A 16,903-nucleotide genomic window follows, 5' to 3' on the forward strand; every position below is an offset into this window, starting at 1 on the left:
CGCCGTACGATGATCAGCTGTGACCGCCGACAGACGCCGAACCCTCGGCCACGGCCCCCAGGGGCCGGCGACAGCCGCGACCGTGTCCGCCTTCGAGCCCCGCGCCCGCATGGTGGCGGCGGAGGCGGATCTGGACACCGGCCCGCTCCAACAGCTCCAGCTCCCCGACCTCGCCGAGCTGAGGGACCGGGGCGTGCTCGACTCCCACGTGCTGGAAGACTGACCTCGTGAGCACGACGCGCCGCCCGCTGGGCACTGGTCCCCGCCCGAACTCCGCCCCCGCGGAGGACCGAACCGACCGTGGCCGTACGGTCGTCGAGCTGGCGGCCCGGGTCGCCGGCGTCCCGTCCGAGGAACAGCCGCGGCGTGCCTCGGCCGCCCGCCGCCAACTCGGCGCCGGACCTTCGGTGCCGCCCCGATAACACCCCCTGCGGCGGCTAGCGCAGGTTGTAGTGCCACTTGTTCACGAGCTTGCCGTCCTTGAAGTCGAAGAAGCCGTAGGGGCTGAGGAAGGTGGTGCCCTGCGACGTGTAGCACTTGTAGTCGATCTCGTGCCCGGCGGTGGACGGGTACGCCATCATCGCCTCGCGGCTCACCGCGCAGGAGTTCGTGCCCACGGTCTGGAGGACCTGGTCCACCGTCATGCCGACGGCGACCTTGTTGTACTTGGCCTTCGTCATCGACGGCGCCGCGGGCAGGTCGAGGTACATCTGGTACTTGCTCGCCAGCTTTCCGGTGTCGTTGAAGTAGAAGCCCGCGTAGGGATCGAACTCCTCCCTGCCCTCCTTCCAGCAGGTGATCGTGGTTCCGGGGGCCCCGCCCTCCTCGCAGGCCTCGGCGCCGACGACGTCCAGCACCTGCTGGGGCGTCATCCCGAACTGGACCTGCCGGAACTCCTCGACGGTCAGACCGTGGTACGGGATGGCAGCTGACGTACCCGCCGCCCCGGTGACGAGTACGCCGGCCACCGCCGCGACGACCACAGACTTGTTGAGCTTGCGCACGACTGTCTCTCCCCCTGTTCCCGCCCGGGAACGCCGGACGGCCCCCACCCCTGCGGGGACGAGCGCCATCCTGGTCGGGCGGGCTCTTGGCAAGGTCTTCCCGCGCTCTGCGCCCGGCCTTCGAGCGAGCGCCGCGCTTCGCGCCGGAACGCCGGCGAGCGAACGGCAGCCTTGACTGCGGATGCGGCTGTAACAGAAACTATTGCAGCTAGGAGGAAGTGATGGCGGCGAACAGTCGATTGACCATTGCGACGCACGCGCTGACCTGGCTGGCGTTGGCGCAACGCCGTGGCCAGGAGGTTCTCACGTCGGAGCAGGTCGCGGCCAGCGTCAACACCAACCCCGTGATCATCCGGCGCAGCCTCGGCGACCTGCGGCGAGCCGGCCTGGTGGAGGTCCGCCACGGGGCCGGCGCGGGCTGGAGCCTGGCCCGTGAGCCGGAGGGGATCACCCTGCTCGAGGTGTACGACGCCGTGGGTGCGCAGCCACCGTTCGGCCTGCATCACACCGAGCCCAACCTGGAGTGTCCGGTCGGCCACGGCATCCAGCCCGCCCTGGGCGGGGTCTACGGCCGGGTCGAGCAGGTCATGCGGCAGGAGCTGGCGGACACGTCGATCGCCGATGTCCTTCGCGAGACGCTGGCGAACTAGCCGGCAGGCCGGTACGCCGGCCGGCTCGCTACCGGCGTTTGTTGTAACAAAGATTGTTCCAGCAATCGAACGAGGAGTGTGGCTGGTGAGAGCCCTACGGTGCCCGGTCGTCGAACTGCGGCAGTACACACTGCACCCAGGACAGCGAGACGTACTGATCGATCTGTTCGACCAGGAGTTCGTCGAGACCCAGGAGGCCGTCGGCATGACCGTCCTGGGGCAATTCCGCGACCTGGACGACCCCGACCGGTTCGTCTGGCTCCGCGGCTTCGACGACATGCCGCGCCGGGCCGACGCGCTGGAGAGCTTCTACGGCGGGCCGGTCTGGCACGCGCACCGCGACCGGGCGAACGCGACGATGATCGACTCCGATGACGTACTGCTGCTGCGGCCGGCCTCGGCACGCGGCGGGTTCCCCGCGCCGCCCGGCGCCCGGCAGGCTCCCGGCGAGCCGGCGGCGTCGCCGCCGTCGCTGCTCCTCGCCACGATCTGGTACGGCCACGGCCCGTTCGACACCCCGTTCGTCGAGTTCTTCGAGCGGCGGGTGCGCCCCGTGCTGACCGAGGCCGGCGGCGAGCCACTCGCGTACCTGCGGTCGGAACACGCCCCGAACACCTTCCCGGCGCTGCCGGTACGGATGAACGAGGAGGTCTTCGTATGGTTCGCACGCTTCGCCGACGAAGGCCGCATCGACGACCACCTGAATCGCTTGCGGCATTCGGCACACTGGAGCGAAGAGGTGCTGCCGGCCGTTTCGCAACGATGGGCCAGGACCCCGCAACGGCTACGGCTCGCGCCCACGGAGCGGTCGGTGCTGCGGTGATCCTGTGTCGCCGGCCGCGATGCGGAGCTGGAGCCAGCTGGAGAGGCGGGTGTCCGGGTCGTCCAGGTCGAGGCCGAACAGTTCACGGCTGCGGCGCAGCCGGTACTTGAGGGTGTTCTGGTGGATCGTCAGGCGCCCTGCCGCTTCACCGATGTTGCCGACCGCGTCCAGCCATGCGGCCACGGACGGCGCGTAGTGGGTGCGATGGGTGCGGTCGTGTTCGAGCATCGCCTCGATACCCGGGTGACGCAGCCTCGGCCGACGGGTGAGCTCGTCCGCCAGATGTGCGAGCAGCACCTGGGCGTGGACGTCGGCCAGCGCCGCGACCTGCGGTGCTTCGGGATCGCCGGTGGTCACCCGTAGGACGTCGTCGACCTCCGCACGCAGCTCCGTCAGTTCGGACAGGCCTGCGGCGGATGTACTGAAGGCGGCACGCGGCGGCTCGGTGCGGGGCCGGGTGACGGCCGCGAGAGCCTGGGCGGCCAGGCGCCGCCCCGATTCCGGGCCTTCGCCGGGCAGCAGGGTATAGACGGCGCCGGGTGCGGTGGCCACCGCGGCCGAGGGGCGTACGGCCGCCCAGTGCCGGCCCAGGTCCGCTCCCAGCCGCGTGAGCAGAGCCTGCGCCTCCGGGGGCGTGCCGGCCGGGGCGAACCCGATGAGCAGCAGCGGTGTGCCCGCCGCCAGACCGAGGCGGTAGGCCGTCTCCTGCGCCTGCGCGGTGCCGTCCAGGGCGGCGCGCAGCGCCTGGTCGCGGGCGTGGAGTTCCAGGGCGGCGGCGCTGCGGCGGCGGAGCATGTGCAGCGCGGCGGTCCGGGCGCCGTCCAGCAGTGCCTGCTCTCCGGCGAGGCCGAGCGGGGTGTGGTCCTCGATCGCCCAGATCGTGCCCAGGGGGAGGTCTCCGGCGCGGATGGCCACGGCGGCGCGCGGCAGTTCGCCGTCGGCCAGGGCCGGCAGACGTACGACGCCGGTGGCCGCCAGCACCTCGCGGTACTGGCGCAGCTGTCCCTCGCCCTGGGGGCCCGGCTGGTCGGGGACGCGTCGGCCGAGGATGCCCTGGCGGCGCAGCTCGTCGATACGGCCGCCCGGCAGCGTCGAGTAGGCGAGGACGCGCGTGTCGAGGTCCTCGATGGCCACGGAACCGCCGATGACCGCGGCGATGGCGTCCGCGAGGGCGAACAGCTCCTCGCCGGTCCCGTCGCCGTTGCCCGGGGTTGTCAGATCCGACCACATCATGGCCGGATCGTAGGCGATCGGGACAAGGCGGGGGAGGGGTGGCTGCCTTCAGCATGGTGCGACCGGCCGGGCCCCGAACTCCGGGCCGGCCGTATCCCACCCCGGAGGAAGACCATGGCCGTCGCGCTCGCACCCACCGCCCCACCGTCCCAGGAGGCGGTGCTCGGGCTGTTTCCGCCGGGCACGGCGCTCACTCCGGGCGGGGAGCTGGTGATCGCCGGCTGCCCGGTGACCGAGCTCGCCGAGCGATTCGGTACTCCCGCGCTGATCGTCGACGAGGCGGCACTGCGCCACCGCGCCCGCCGCTACGCGGACGGGCTCGCCGCCCGCTGGGAGAAGTCACGGGTGGCGTTCGCCTCCAAGGCGTTCCCCTGCACGGCCGTGTACCGGCTGCTGGCGGAGGAGGGGCTGAGCATCGACGTCGCGGGCGGCGGCGAGCTGGCCCTGGCCCTGGCCGGCGGAGTCGACCCCGCTTCGCTGGTCGTGCACGGCAACGCCAAGACGGACGCCGAACTGCGCATGGCGGTGGAGGCCGGCGCCGGGCTGATCGTCCTCGACAACCTCGACGACATCGACCGACTGGAGCGGATCGTCACCACGGAACAGCCCGTTCTGGTCCGGGTGACGCCGGGCATCCGCCCCGACACCCACGCCGCGGTCTCCACCGGGCAGGACGGATCGAAGTTCGGCCTGACCCTGCCGCGGGCCCGGGAGGCGATCACCCGGCTGCGTGGCAGCGACCGGCTGCGGCTGGACGGTGTGCACGTCCACATCGGGTCCCAGATCCTCGACACCGACCCCTTCGCCCGCGCCGTGGAGGCCGTCGCCGGCCTCGGCACCTTTGCCGTCTACGACCTCGGCGGCGGCCTCGGCGCCCGCTACACCTACGGCGACCACCCGCCCACCGTCGAGGAGTACCTGGACACCTTGGTGGGCACGGCCCGCGAGGTGCTGCCCCCGTCCGCGGAAATCATCATCGAGCCCGGCCGGTCCATGGTGGCCGAAGCCGGCGTGACGCTCTACCGCGTGGTCACCGTCAAGCACGGTGAACCGGTCTTCGCCGCTGTCGACGGCGGAATGGCGGACAACCTCGAAGTCGCCCTGTACGGGCAGCGGTTCGAAGCCACCGTCGCCACCCGGGTGGGAGGCGGCGAACCCCACCACCTGGTGGGCAGGCACTGCGAGTCCGGCGACACTCTCAGCGTCGGCGTGCCCCTGCGCGACCCGCGCCCCGGCGACCTGATCGCCGTACCGGCCACCGGTGCCTACTGCTTCTCCCTCAGCAACAACTACAACGGCGCGCTGCGACCCCCCGTCGTCTTCTGCCGGGACGGCGAGGCGCGGGCCGTGGTCCGCCGGGAGACGTACGGCGACCTGACCCGCCGCGACCTCCCCTGAGCCCTGCCCGTCCCGGCCCCCGTCCCGGCCCCCGCCCCGGCCCGCCCCCGCCCCCGCCCCTGCCCTGCCCTGCCCGTCCCCGGCCTCGCCCCGTCCCGGCCCCCGCCCCGGCCCGCCCCCGCCCCCGCCCCTGCCCTGCCCGTCCCCCGCCCCGTCCGCCCCGAAGGCCGTAACCCGCCCGCCCCGAGAAGGAGTTCCGATGTCACCTCGGCCGACGCTGCGTCAGCAGCTCCGCAGACGCAAGCCTCTCCACACCTTCACCACCTCCACCGGCGAGTCGGAGAGCGGCGGTCTGCGCCGGACCCTGGGTCCGTTCCAGCTCACGATGATCGGGATCGGCGCCACGATCGGCACCGGGATCTTCTTCCTGCTCGGCAGCGCGGTGCCGGAGGCCGGTCCGGCCGTGATCGTGTCCTTCGCCCTCGCGGCGGTGGCCGCGGCCCTCACGGCGCTCTGCTACGCCGAACTGGCCTCGGCGGTGCCGGTCTCCGGCTCCTCGTACTCCTACGCGTACGCCACCCTGGGTGAGTTCGCGGCCTGGGCCGTGGGCTGGTGTCTGCTGCTGGAGTACGCCGTCTCGGGCGCCGCCATCGCGGTCAGCTGGGGGCAGTACCTCAACGACCTCACCCAGCGGCTCTTCCGCTTCCAGATGCCCGACGCGATCTCGGCACCGCCCGGCGCCGGGGGCTACATCAACCTGCCGGGCGTCGTGCTGGTGGGCCTGTGCTGTCTGCTCCTGATCCGTGGCGCGAAGGAATCGGCGCTGGTCAACACCGTCATGGTGCTGATCAAGCTCGGTGTGCTGGTCCTGTTCATCGCCGTGGGCATCACCGGTTTCGACTCCGGAAACCTCCAGCCCTTCGCCCCCATGGGCATGGCGGGCATCAGCACCGCCGCGGCCACCGTCTTCTTCGCCTTCATCGGCCTCGACGCCGTCTCCACCGCCGGCGACGAGGTCCGCAACCCCCGCCGCACCCTGCCCCTGGCCATCGTCGGGGCCCTGATCGTGGTCACCACCCTGTACATCCTGGTCGCCGTCGTCGGTGTCGGCGCCCAGCCCTGGACGGCCTTCGAGGGACAGCAGGCAGGCCTCTCCGCCATCCTCGGTGACATCACCGGAGCCGGCTGGCCCGCCGTCCTGCTCTCCGCCGGAGCGGTGCTCTCCCTCGTCAGCGTCACCCTCGTCGTCCTGTACGGGCAGAGCCGCATCCTCTACACCATGGGCCGCGACGGCATGCTGCCCCCCGCCTTCCGCCGGGTCAGCCCGCGCACCGGCACACCCGCCTTCGCCACCCTCCTCACCTGCGGCTTCGTCGCACTCCTCGCCGCGGTCTTCCCGCTGGACCTGCTCGCCGACCTGACCAGCATGGGCACCCTGGCGGCCTTCGCGGTCGTCTCGCTCGGCGTGATGATCCTGCGCCGCACCGCCGCCGGCCTCGACCGCGGCTTCCGGGTTCCCGGATATCCCGTCGTGCCGGTCCTGTCGATCCTGGCCTGCGGCTACCTCATCTACGAACTCCCGCTCGACACCTACCTCCTGTTCGGAGGCTGGCTGACCCTCGCCCTGGTCGTCTACCTCCTGTACAGCCGCAAGAACTCACGGCTCGAAAAGGCGGCCGAGCCCACTGGCGACATTTCCCTTCCCGTCAATGGGCCGATGACGACCGGGTGAACGGGCGCCCCGCCGGTCGCCCGTCGGCGGAAATTCCCTGTCGCTGTGCCCGGAAAGGGCGGAGACTCGTCCCATGGCTGACATGGAGTTGTTCCGGGAAGCGGTCACCGCGTGGGCGGCCGGTGGCCCCGGCGACCCCGCTCACGAGCTGGCCGCGCGGCTGCCCGTCAAGGCAGCCGTCCTGCTCGAAGGGGCGAGCGATGTCGCAGCGGTCAGCGCGCTCGCCGCCGGCCGCGGGCGGGACCTGGAGGCCGAAGGAATCTGCGTCCTGTCGATGGGCGGCGCGATGAACGTCGGGCGCTTCGCCCGCCTCCTCGGGCCACCCGGCCTGGGCCTGCGTCTCACAGGACTGTGCGACGAGGGGGAGCGGCGCTACTACGCCCGCGGCTGGGAGCGGGCCAGTGCGGCACAGCAAGGGTTCTTCGTCTGCGCGGCGGATCTGGAGGACGAGCTCATCCGCGCGCTGGGCGTGACACGGGTGGAGGAGCTCATCCGGGCGGAGGGCGACCTGCGCGCCCTGCAGACCTTTCTGCACCAGCCCGCCCAGCAGGGCCGCACCGCACAGCAGCAGTTGCGGCGCTTCCTCGGCACGAAGAAAGGGCGCAAGATCCGCTACGGCCGCGTCCTCGTCGAGGCCCTCGACCCCGACCGCGTACCCGCCCCGCTCGACGGGCTGCTCACCAGCCTCTGACCGCTGCGTGACGTACCGATCCGGCACCGTGCACTCCCGGACCCGTGCGGGTCCGGGAGTGCACAGTGCCCGTGGCGCCGGCTCAACGAGCGACATCGCGCGGCGACTCGGGCAACGGGCGGACTCGCCCGCCCCTGTGGCCGATCACCCGCAGTCAGCCCAGGTCGTAATCAAAGGTGTAGGGGACGGACGCTTCGCCGTGCCTGACGGTGAAGCTGCCCGTTCCGCGCAGCCCGGTCAGCTCGCCACGGCCGGACCCCGGTACGACCTCGAAGGTGCAGTGAGCGGTGCCGTCGGCGTCGAACGAGCCGCGTTCCTCGACGGCGAAGGCGCCCTCGCGCCCGTCGAGGCTGCCGACCAGTACCTCCATGCCGCTGAACGTACCGGTCTTGTCCGTGAGGTACACGGTGGTGTACGCGCAGGTGGTGGCGGCCTCGATGCCGCCGGCGAAGGTGTTGGTGACGGATGTGTGAGCGAGTTTCATGCTCGCCCCGCTCGGGCTGATGGTCCGCTCTTCCCAGTTGGCGAAGGTGAAGTGGCCGGTGGTCCGCGCAGGCATGGATGTCCTCTCGATCGGCCGCACGGTCTTTCCCGTGCCGCGTGCGATCAGCCTGTCGGCCATAGCTGACATCTGTTGTCAGGTACGGCAGGACAATGGCTCCATGCGTGCCGACCGGCTCCTCTCCTTGCTTCTGCTCCTCCAGAACCGCGGGCGGATGACCGCCCCTGAGCTCGCCGCGGAGCTGGAGGTGTCCATCCGCACGGTCTACCGGGACATCGAGGCGCTCAGCGCCTCGGGAGTCCCCGTCCGCGCCGATCGCGGGCCTGCCGGCGGTTATCGACTGATGGACGGGTATCGCACGCGGCTGACGGGGCTCACCGACGCCGAGGCCGGGTCGCTCTTCCTCGCCGGAGCACCAGGTCCGGCGCGTGATCTGGGACTCGGCGCGGTTCTGGCGACCGCTCAGCTGAAGCTGCAGGCCGCTCTTCCGGCCGAACTGGCGGACCGCGCCCGGCGCGTTCAGGACCGGTTCCACCTGGACGCGTCGGGATGGTTCCGGGACGCGGAGCCGGTTCCGCAACTGGCGCCGGTCGCCCGGGCCGCGTGGGAGCAGCGTGTGCTGCGGGTCCGCTACCGGCGTTGGGGCGGTGAGGTGGTGCACCGGGAGCTGCACCCGCTCGGCCTCGTTCTCAAAGGCGGTATCTGGTACCTGGTGGCGTTGGGGGGCGAGGCCGTACGGACGTACCGGATATCGCGGTTCGTGGCCGTCGATACGGCGGAAGAAGACTTCGAACGGCCTGATGGCTTCGACTTGGCCGGCTATTGGGAGGAGTCCTCCCGGCGCATGGAGGCCGCGAGGTACCAGGGCACCGCACGGCTGCGGATCTCGCCCCGCGCACAGCGATTGCTGCCGATGCAGTTCGGTGCGGCAGGCGCACGAGCCCTTGAGGGAGCCGAGCCGCCGGACCAAGAAGGCTGGGTGCGGGTGGAGATGCCGGTCGAGGGACAAGCCATCGCGGTCAGCGACCTGCTCAGGCTCGGAACGGAGGCGGAAGTACTCGGCCCGCCCGAGCTGCGGGAAGCCGTCACCCGGGCAGTGGCCGTGCTGGCAGAACGCTACGCGGCATCACCCGGAACGTGAACCGGCTGTCGGAACCGGGGGCGGGGTGTGCCGGGAGCGCGTGGTGAAAGACCGAACCGGACCGGCCGGGCACCCGTGCTCAGTGACATGACTTCTGAGCACGCCGGACCGCTGCCCACGTTCCCGTTCGACACGGTCCCCGGTCTCGATCGTGTCCCCGAGGCCGAACGCCTCCTGGCGCAGGCGTCCGTCGTACGTGCGCGTTCGGGTGACCGCGAGGTCTGGCTGGCCCTGGGGTACCGGGCAGTGCGCCAGGTTCTGTCCGATCCCCGCTTCAGCCGCGAGGCCGCGACGCGTGCCGGTGGCCCCGAGACGATACGAAGCGCCGCCGACCCGGAGCTGCTGACCAGCATGGACCCGCCCCGGCACCACCACGTACGGCGCCTGATGTCCGGCGCCTTCAGCCCGCGCCAGCTGCAGCGGCTGGAGCCCCGGATCCAGGGCATCGTGGACGAGCTGCAGGACCGCTTCGAGCCGCCCGCCGACTTCGTACGCGGCCTCGCCGAGCCCCTGCCGGTCCTGGTGATCTGCGAGCTTCTCGGCGTCCCCGTCGAGGACCGGGACCGGGACCGGATACGGGCGTGGGCGGAGCGGCTGATCGCGCGCACCGCGTACCCGCCTGAGGAGATCGACGACGCGGTCCGCCAGGTGCGCGCCTATCTGAACGACCTGATCCACGCCCGGCGCGAGCGGCCCGACGACGCCCTGATCTCCGCTCTGGTCGGCCTCAACGACGCAGAGGGTCACCTGTCCGATTCGGAGCTGACGACCAATCTGCAGTTGCTGCTCATGGCCGGCCATGAGACGACGGTCAATCAGCTCGGCAACTCCCTCATCACCCTCTTCCAGCACCCGGAGCAGATCGAAGCGCTCCGCCTCGACCCAGGACTGTGGCCCGGGGCCATCGAAGAACTGCTGCGCCACTCGATGCTGACGCCGTCGAGCCTGCCCCGCGTCACCACCGAGGAGGCCGACCTCGACGGCACCCTCATCGGCGCGGGAGAGGCCGTCATCCCCCTGACCGGTGTGGCCAACCGCGACCCCGCGGCCTTCACCGACCCCCACCGCTTCGACATCCGGCGCACCGGCCCCGCACCTCACCTGGCCCTGGGCCATGGCCCGCACTACTGTCTGGGCGCGCATCTGACCAAGCTGGAGCTGCGGATCGCACTCGAGTCGGTGCTCAAACGCTTTCCCACCCTGACGCCTGCCGTGGAACCGAGCGACATCCAATGGAAGGAGGGGCTTGCGGTACGCACGGCAAAGGCACTGCCCGTCACCTGGTGACCAACCCCGTCAGCTTCTCCCCGTGTCCTCGCCTCCGCCGCTCTCGCCCCGAGGGAACCGCTCACATGACTGACGCCACCACCACCGCTGCCCCGGTCCGCCATTCCCTTCCGGGCGGCGTCCCGCTGCTCGGTCATCTCCCCGCCTTCGCCAAGGATCCGCTGGCCTTCTTCGCCGGACTCCGTGCCCAGGGTGATCTGGTCGAATGGCGGCTCGGCAGGAAGCGGTCCCTCTTCCTCTCCCGACCCGAGCACATCCACGAGTTGCTGGCGGGCGTCGAGACCCGCTTCCGGCACCCCCACATGGGCTGGGCCATGAAGCTGCTCATCGGCGACGGAGTGGTCAGTTCCGTAGGCGCCGACTGGCGCCGCAAGCGCGGGCTCGTCCAGCCCTCCGTACGGCCCCGCCAGGTCCGCTCGTACGCCACGACCATGGCCGGGTGCGCCGCGGAACTGGCCGAGCGGTGGAAGGACGGGGATGCCGTCAACGTCCAGCGGTCCATGGCCGATCTCACCCAGCGCATCGCCGTCCGCACCCTCTTCGGGGTGGACACCGCCGGCCGCGAGAACGCCATCGGCGCCGCCATGGATGTCGCCCAGCGGGAGATCGGCGCGGAACTGACCGGCGTCAACGCGATGGTGCCGTACTGGATTCCCACCCCGGGCCGTCGCCGGCTGAAGGCGGCCGTCGCGCACGTCGACGCGGAGGTGGCCCGGATCATCGCCGAGCGCTCCGCCGGGGGCGAGGAGCGCGACGACCTGTTCAGCCGACTTGCCGAAGCCCGGGACGAGCAGGGACTGCCGCTCACGGCCAAGGAGTTGCGCGACGAGGCGGTCACCTTGTACGTCGCCGGGCACGAGACCACCTCCACGACTCTCACCTGGGCCTGGTACCTGCTCTCGCGCAACCCCCGGGCCCGTGCCCGGCTGTCGGCGGAACTCGGCCGGGTCCTGGGCGGCCGTGCTCCCGGCTACGAGGACTACCAGGAGCTGCGCTACACGCAGCAGGTGATCAAGGAAACCCTGCGGGTGTACCCCGTCGTATGGCTGACCACCGCCATCGCGCGGAAGGGCGCGACGCTAGGCGGCCACCCCGTTCCGGACGGCACGAGGATCTGGACCAGTCAGTGGAGCACTCACCACGACGAGCGCTGGTTCCCCGAACCGGAGGCCTTCCGGCCCGAGCGCTGGGACGACGATGCCGAGCCCGCCGTGCCCGACCACGCCTGGTACCCCTTCGGCGCCGGACCGCGCACCTGCCTGGGCACCCGCTTCGCCCTCGTGGAGGCGGTGCTGGTCCTGGCCACGCTCGCCCAGCGCTTCCACCTGGACGTCGCCCCGGGCGAGATCAGGCCGAAGGCCCAGCTCACCCTGCAGCCCGGCGGCCCCGTCCTCGCTACCGTGCGCGAACTCTGAACGGCTGCTGTCCCGATGACCGTGACCAGGGGGCACGGGACGACGCTCGGGTGTGGAAGCTGTCGTACCGCACCACGTCGCGGCCCTGGGCGACGCCGTCGGCCTTTGCCCCTTACTTACTGTGCACGATCTGGATCAGGTTGCCGCAGGTGTCGTCCAGAACAGCAGTGGTGACCGGGCCCATCTCCAGCGGCTCCTGGGTGAAGTGCACCCCGAGCTCGCGCAGCCGGTCGAATTCCGCCTGTACGTCGTCCACGGCGAAGGAGGTGGCCGGGATGCCGTCCTCGACCAGCGCCGATTTGTACGGCTGCACCGCGGGGTGGCCGGAGGGCTCAAGCAGCAGTTCGGTCCCGTCCGGATCCTCCGGGGAGACCACGGTCAGCCACCGGTCCTGGCCCAGCGGAACGTCGTGCTTCTTCACGAACCCCAGCACGTCGGTGTAGAAGCGCAGGGCCTTGTCCTGGTCGTCGACGAAGACGCTGGACAGGTGGATCCTCATGGGGTGCTCTCCGGTGGATCGGGCCTGAGCCATCGGGTCACGATGCGCTCAAGGGGTTCGGTGTTCAGATCGTGGAACTTGTAGCGGCCCTGGCGCCGCGTAAGGACCAGACCCGCGGATTCCAGTACGGCCAGGTGCTGGCTGATCGCCTGGCGGGACAGCCCCAGACCATGTTTGGTCACCAGCCGTGTGCAAATCTCGAACAGGGTCTGGCCGTCCCGTTCCACCAGCTCATCAAGGATGCGCCGGCGGGTGGGGTCGGCCAGTGCCTTGAAGACATCCTCCGCCATAACCCCACCATAGGCAAGTAGCGACTTGCCTATCAAGGCGGGCGGCAAGGGTGACCCAAGGCGGCACGGGACGGGTTCGAGCGGAGACTGTGCGCGACCGGCTTCAGGCCGGACAAAGGCGCCGTATGTTTCGAGTCTCAGTAATCTGACCTGATGGCAGCATCAGACGTCCTGTCCCGAGCCCTGCATGGCCCCGTCGACCCACCTCTTCGGCCGCTCCCGCCGCCGGTGGCAGACCTTCTCCATGCCCTCAACGCTCCGCCGAGGCTGGCTGCCCATCTGCGTGCCGTCCACGATGTAGCACTCCAACTGGTCGAATGGGCGGAGCAGCGCTGTTCCTACCTCGGCGTCGACCGTGAAGCCGTGCTGTTCGGAGCGGCGACACATGACATCGGCAAGACAGTGCACATCACGGAACTGTCCGGTCCCGGCTCATCTCACGAAGAGACGGGGAGGGAAATACTGTTGGCTCACGGGTTCGGCCCGGAGCTGGCCCGCTTTGCCGCCACCCACGCCGCGTGGACAGATCCCGAGGCGACACTCGAAGACCTTCTGGTGAGCACGGCTGACAAGGTCTGGAAGAACAAGCGCGTCCCGGAATTGGAAGACCTCGTCATCTCGCGGCTGGCCCAGGCGGCAGGCACACAGCATTGGGAGGAGTACCTCGCCCTCGACGAGCTGCTCGAGCACATCGGCGACGGAGCCGAGGGCCGACTCGCCTTCCAGGCGTCGTTCCCGGCGTACACCCTGAGCACAGCCGGGGACGCTCGGAGAGGCCGGACCCCGGGTTCCGCAGACGCTTGCGGGTCGGAAGCGCGTGAGTAGGATCGCGGGCGCCGGGCCGACCGCCCGGGGGGACTGCGGGGGTTGGCGTCATGAGTGCAGCCGGTGGAAACACTCCGTGGGGCGGCCAGGCCGGTAACCATGGGGCCGGGCAGGGATGGCCGCCGCCGGGCCGTCAAGGTGGTTGGCAGCCCGGCCCGAACGTGCCGCCACAGCCCGGCTGGGGACCGCGTCCCCCGGGCCCGCCGATGCCGCCGCGGGAGCCGACCCGGCTGCAGCGGATCCTGCGGTACGTCTATAACCCGTTCCACGCCGCACAGCGGGTCTTCCGTCCGTCGCGTTCCGGTGTCGTCGTGGATCCCACCGTCCGCAAGCTCCAACTGTGGCGCACGGTGGCAGCCGTGGTCGCCTCCATGTTCACGTTTCCGCTGGCGATGGCGCCGGAGCTGGAGGGCTTCCGGGACTTCGTGGGCATCGCCGGCAAGGTCGCCATCGCGCTACTGGCCCTGTGGTCGCTCGGTTTCGCGATCTACGGCATCGGGCTCTCGCTCGTGCATGTCTTCCGCACGGCCGACATCCACGAGATGGTGCCGCCGATCCTCGCCACCTTCCTGGTGTGGGAGATGGCGATCATCGACGTGGCCACGGGCGCCTACGAGAACGTTCCGCCGCTCGCCCGGATCGCCTTCATGATGGGCGCACCGGTGACCGTGACGGCGCTGTCCGCCTGGGAGGTGTACCGCCTTCGCCGCCACCACGGACTGCGCCTGCGCGCGGCATTGCGGGGCTGAGACCGCTCCACCGCAGCGAAGCGCTCGGCGGCCGAGAAAGCCGACGGGGCGACGTACGCCGCCGCGGTGTCGGGGTACGCCACCCGGGCGGAGGCGGCCGACGGATTCGCGCAGTCCGGTGGCCGTGATCGCTGGTGGGGCCGCGCTCAGGCGAACAGCTCACCGAGCATCTCGGGACCGAGGGCGATGGGGGCGGGGCGGTAGGCCGGCGGCTGCGTGCCCATCAGCTCGCGCACCAGGAAGTCCCAGCAGCGGGTGCGGACGTGGGCCAGGCAGTCGATGAACGTGTGCTCGGCGCCGGGCACGATGTGCAGCTCGAAGTCCTTGCCGGCGGCCAGCAGTCGGTCGGCCAGTCGCAGCGTCTGCTCCGGGTGGACCTGGTCGTCCATCTCGCCATGGACGAGCAGCAACTTGCCCGCCAGTCGGTCCGCGAGGTCCAGGCTGGAGGTACGGGCCCAGGCCTCGGGATCGTCCGCGCCGTCGTAGGTCTCCACGAAGCCCGGGTTGAAGTGGGGGGCGTCGTGCGAGCCGGAGAGGGCGACTGCGACCTTGTAGACCTCGGGGAAGTCCAGCATCGCCCGCGCCGCGGCGAACCCGCCTCCGGAGTGGCCGAACACGCCCACCCGGTCCAGGTCCATCCACGGCCGGGTCCCGGCCAGCTGCCGCAGCGCCGCAGCGTGGTCGGCCAGGCAGCCCGCGTCGGCCAGGTGGCCGTAGGACGCGTCGTGGAAGGCCTTGCTGCGCCCGGGGGTGCCTCGCCCGTCCAGCGCCACCACCACGAAGCCCAGCGCCGCGAGGGGTTCCGCGTCGAGGCCCATCCCGCCGGGGTCGAAGCACGGGGCGACCCGGTTGACCTGCGGGCCGGGGTAGACGTTGTCCACCACCGGGTAGCGCCGGGCGGGGTCGAAGCCCCGCGGCCGGTACAGCACCCCGTAGATGTCCGTGACCCCGTCGGCCGCCTTGACGCGGAACCGTTCCGGCGCCGTCCAGCCGGTGGCGGTGAGCTTGCTGATGTCGGCGCGCTCCAGCTCGACGAGCACCCGCCCGGTCCAGTCACGGACCGTCGTCACCGGCGGGATGTCGACGGTGGAGGCGGAGTCGATGAAGTACTCCTGGCGGTCCGGCATGGTGACAATGTGGTCCAGCCCATCGTCGGTGACCTTGGCGAAGCCGGAGCCGTCCAGGCCGACCCGGCACACGGTGCGCCGGTACGGGTCCTCGTCCACCAGGCCGGTGGCGGTGAAGTACACCACCCGCTCGGCCTCGTCGATACGCAGGATCTGCCGTACCGCCCACTGCCCGGAGGTGACCTGTCCGAGCAGCGCGCCGGTCCGCAGGTCGTACCGGTACAGGTGGCCCCAGCCGTCCCGCTGCGAATACCACAGCACCTCGTCGGCCAGGACCCGCACGAGCGGCGGCTCGAGCATCCACTGGTTGGGCTCCACGCGGGTGGCTCCGGTCTCGCTGAGCACGGTGGTGACCTTGCCGCTTGTCGGGTCCAGCCGGTACAGGGTGAGCGTGCGCAGATCGCGGGGCCGGCCGAGGTAGTACACCGCCGAGCCGTCCGGAGCCCACCACGCCCACTGGGCCGTGACCGGCGACATCATCGGCATGAGCAGCGGCTCCGCCTGCGCGTGGACCACCGTGCCCTCGGCGACGTCCAGTACGACCAGTTCGGCCTGAGGGAGGTTCTCGTCGCCGGCGTAGGCGTACCGCTGGGTGCGCAGGAGGGGCGCGCCGCCGTCGGAGGGCCTGGCCTGCACGAGGTGGGTCTGCCGGACGCCGCGTTCGTCGGTCCGGTGCGCCAGAACCTTCGTCGAGTCGGGCGACCAGGCCACCGCGGGCGGCAGGTGCGGCAGGCCGATCTTGCGGAGCAGGGTGGCGTTGCTCGTACAGTCCGGGCCGGAGCCGTACCGGTGGTCGGGCTCGCCGTCAGTGGTCAGCGGCCACTCGCGGCCGTCGGACAGCGAGCGCGCCCACAGGTCGTGCCCCCGCTGGGACACCGCGAGCTTCTTGTCGGGTGACGGTATGTCGAGGGGGTTGCCCGGCGGTGTGAACTCGGCCCGCTCACAGGCGTAGTTGTCGAGCCGACAGCGCCAGTACTCGCCGAACGCGGCGAACTCCACGGCGTCCCCGGCCAGTTCGATGGCCAGGAACGGCAAGGAGTCGGGGTCGACCTGCTGCCCGGAAGCGGCGCCCAGCGCGGCGGCGAGCGTGGCGTGGTCGAAGGCCGGCTCGCGGGTGCCCGCCGCCGGGTCGACCAGCACGAACCGCCTGCCGACGCCATTGCTCACCGCGTACCAGAAACGGGCGCCTCCGTCGATCCACTGCGGCCTGACCTTGTCGCCGACGACGAGCTCGCCGGGGCGGGCGGGTCGGCGCAGGAGGTGCTCCGCGGCCTGGTAGTCCTCAGTCGTGCTCATTCTTTCTGTCCTTCCTCGGTGTCGGTACCTCTGGGGGGGCATGGCGATGCCACGGCGGCGCCATCACGGCAGGGGGGATGAGGGCATGGGAGGGCTCGAGCGAGGGCGTCGGCCGTCTCGTGAGCCGGATGAGATGAGGTGGGCACGGTCGGTGCCGCGTCGGGTCAGGCGCGGCGAACGGACTTACGTGGCCCCGTTCGCTGTCGTGGTGCTTGTCAGATGCTGCGGGCGGTGATGTTGCCGTAGGCGGTGGTGGCGTGGATGTTCAGGCCTGCCGCGGTGCCGTCGGTGTTGGTGAGGG

Annotated in this window: 18 protein-coding genes; 12 read left to right on the plus strand and 6 right to left on the minus strand. The window is 71.1% G+C overall.

What is annotated here, in order from left to right; genetic code table 11:
- Positions 1-19 precede the first annotated feature (19 nt).
- The gene (locus ABT342_RS27540) at positions 20-223 is read left to right on the plus strand and encodes a hypothetical protein (RefSeq protein ID WP_351579383.1); all 204 of its coding nucleotides are present in this window, start codon (positions 20-22) and stop codon (positions 221-223) included.
- Positions 224-227: 4 nt separating this feature from the next.
- On the plus strand, positions 228-422 hold the full coding sequence (locus tag ABT342_RS27545) for a hypothetical protein (RefSeq protein ID WP_351579386.1): 195 nt from the start codon (positions 228-230) through the stop codon (positions 420-422).
- Positions 423-437: 15 nt separating this feature from the next.
- Here the strand turns inward: ABT342_RS27545 and ABT342_RS27550 are convergent, their stop codons facing one another.
- Positions 438-1,004, minus strand: a complete 567-nt coding sequence (locus ABT342_RS27550; protein ID WP_351579389.1) for a BLIP family protein — start codon at positions 1,002-1,004, stop codon at positions 438-440.
- Between the two features lie 221 nt (positions 1,005-1,225).
- Here ABT342_RS27550 and ABT342_RS27555 point away from each other — a divergent pair, with 221 nt between their 5' ends.
- Both ABT342_RS27555 and ABT342_RS27560 read left to right on the plus strand, forming a co-directional pair.
- A complete protein-coding gene (locus ABT342_RS27555) occupies positions 1,226-1,654 on the plus strand; it encodes an Rrf2 family transcriptional regulator (RefSeq protein ID WP_351579392.1) in 429 nt (142 codons plus the stop codon).
- A gap of 85 nt (positions 1,655-1,739) precedes the next feature.
- The gene (locus ABT342_RS27560; protein WP_351579395.1) at positions 1,740-2,477 is read left to right on the plus strand and encodes an NIPSNAP family protein; all 738 of its coding nucleotides are present in this window, start codon (positions 1,740-1,742) and stop codon (positions 2,475-2,477) included.
- On the opposite strand, the gene ABT342_RS27565 is transcribed toward ABT342_RS27560, so the two are convergent.
- Positions 2,439-3,710, minus strand: coding sequence for a PucR family transcriptional regulator (locus tag ABT342_RS27565; RefSeq protein WP_351579398.1), 1,272 nt, complete (start codon positions 3,708-3,710; stop codon positions 2,439-2,441). The two genes, ABT342_RS27560 and ABT342_RS27565, sit on opposite strands and share 39 nt — an antisense overlap.
- 114 nt (positions 3,711-3,824) lie before the next feature.
- Between ABT342_RS27565 and lysA the strand changes: the two genes are divergently transcribed.
- From lysA to ABT342_RS27580, 3 genes are all read left to right on the plus strand, one after another.
- A complete protein-coding gene (lysA, locus tag ABT342_RS27570) occupies positions 3,825-5,108 on the plus strand; it encodes a diaminopimelate decarboxylase (protein ID WP_351579401.1) in 1,284 nt (427 codons plus the stop codon).
- Positions 5,109-5,307: 199 nt separating this feature from the next.
- Positions 5,308-6,780, plus strand: a complete 1,473-nt coding sequence (locus ABT342_RS27575) for an APC family permease (RefSeq protein WP_351579404.1) — start codon at positions 5,308-5,310, stop codon at positions 6,778-6,780.
- 73 nt (positions 6,781-6,853) lie between these two features.
- Positions 6,854-7,471, plus strand: coding sequence for a TOPRIM nucleotidyl transferase/hydrolase domain-containing protein (locus ABT342_RS27580; RefSeq protein ID WP_351579407.1), 618 nt, complete (start codon positions 6,854-6,856; stop codon positions 7,469-7,471).
- 154 nt (positions 7,472-7,625) lie between these two features.
- Here ABT342_RS27580 and ABT342_RS27585 read toward each other — a convergent pair whose 3' ends face one another.
- Entirely contained in the window at positions 7,626-8,030 is a 405-nt protein-coding gene (locus ABT342_RS27585) for a DUF3224 domain-containing protein (RefSeq protein ID WP_351579410.1), read from the minus strand.
- A 103-nt stretch (positions 8,031-8,133) separates the two neighbouring features.
- On the opposite strand from ABT342_RS27585, the gene ABT342_RS27590 reads away from it, so the two are divergent.
- The 3 genes from ABT342_RS27590 (at position 8,134) to ABT342_RS27600 (ending at position 11,816) form a co-directional block, all read left to right on the plus strand.
- Positions 8,134-9,114 (plus strand): helix-turn-helix transcriptional regulator, encoded by a 981-nt coding sequence (locus ABT342_RS27590; RefSeq protein WP_351579413.1) that lies wholly within the window; start codon positions 8,134-8,136, stop codon positions 9,112-9,114.
- 87 nt (positions 9,115-9,201) lie between these two features.
- The gene (locus tag ABT342_RS27595) at positions 9,202-10,401 is read left to right on the plus strand and encodes a cytochrome P450 (RefSeq protein ID WP_351579416.1); all 1,200 of its coding nucleotides are present in this window, start codon (positions 9,202-9,204) and stop codon (positions 10,399-10,401) included.
- A 65-nt stretch (positions 10,402-10,466) separates the two neighbouring features.
- Complete coding sequence (locus ABT342_RS27600; RefSeq protein ID WP_351579419.1) at positions 10,467-11,816, plus strand: cytochrome P450; 1,350 nt, start codon at positions 10,467-10,469, stop codon at positions 11,814-11,816.
- Between the two features lie 112 nt (positions 11,817-11,928).
- Here ABT342_RS27600 and ABT342_RS27605 read toward each other — a convergent pair whose 3' ends face one another.
- Entirely contained in the window at positions 11,929-12,315 is a 387-nt protein-coding gene (locus ABT342_RS27605; protein WP_351579422.1) for a VOC family protein, read from the minus strand.
- Positions 12,312-12,605, minus strand: a complete 294-nt coding sequence (locus tag ABT342_RS27610; RefSeq protein WP_351579425.1) for an ArsR/SmtB family transcription factor — start codon at positions 12,603-12,605, stop codon at positions 12,312-12,314. Before ABT342_RS27610 ends, ABT342_RS27605 begins: the two co-directional genes overlap by 4 nt.
- 153 nt (positions 12,606-12,758) lie before the next feature.
- Here ABT342_RS27610 and ABT342_RS27615 point away from each other — a divergent pair, with 153 nt between their 5' ends.
- Together ABT342_RS27615 and ABT342_RS27620 are read left to right on the plus strand one after the other, a co-directional pair.
- A complete protein-coding gene (locus tag ABT342_RS27615) occupies positions 12,759-13,430 on the plus strand; it encodes an HD domain-containing protein (RefSeq protein ID WP_351579427.1) in 672 nt (223 codons plus the stop codon).
- A gap of 206 nt (positions 13,431-13,636) precedes the next feature.
- Positions 13,637-14,179: a hypothetical protein gene (locus tag ABT342_RS27620; RefSeq protein WP_351579430.1), complete on the plus strand. Its 543-nt coding sequence runs from the start codon at positions 13,637-13,639 to the stop codon at positions 14,177-14,179.
- A 146-nt stretch (positions 14,180-14,325) separates the two neighbouring features.
- Here the strand turns inward: ABT342_RS27620 and ABT342_RS27625 are convergent, their stop codons facing one another.
- Positions 14,326-16,602 carry a S9 family peptidase gene (locus tag ABT342_RS27625; protein ID WP_351579433.1) on the minus strand — a complete coding sequence of 759 codons (2,277 nt, stop codon included), beginning with the start codon at positions 16,600-16,602 and terminating at the stop codon, positions 14,326-14,328.
- Between the last annotated feature and the right edge of the window lie 301 nt (positions 16,603-16,903).

The sequence above is a fragment of the Streptomyces sp. NPDC000410 genome (genome assembly GCF_040300305.1).
Taxonomy (GTDB): Bacteria; Actinomycetota; Actinomycetes; order Streptomycetales; family Streptomycetaceae; genus Streptomyces.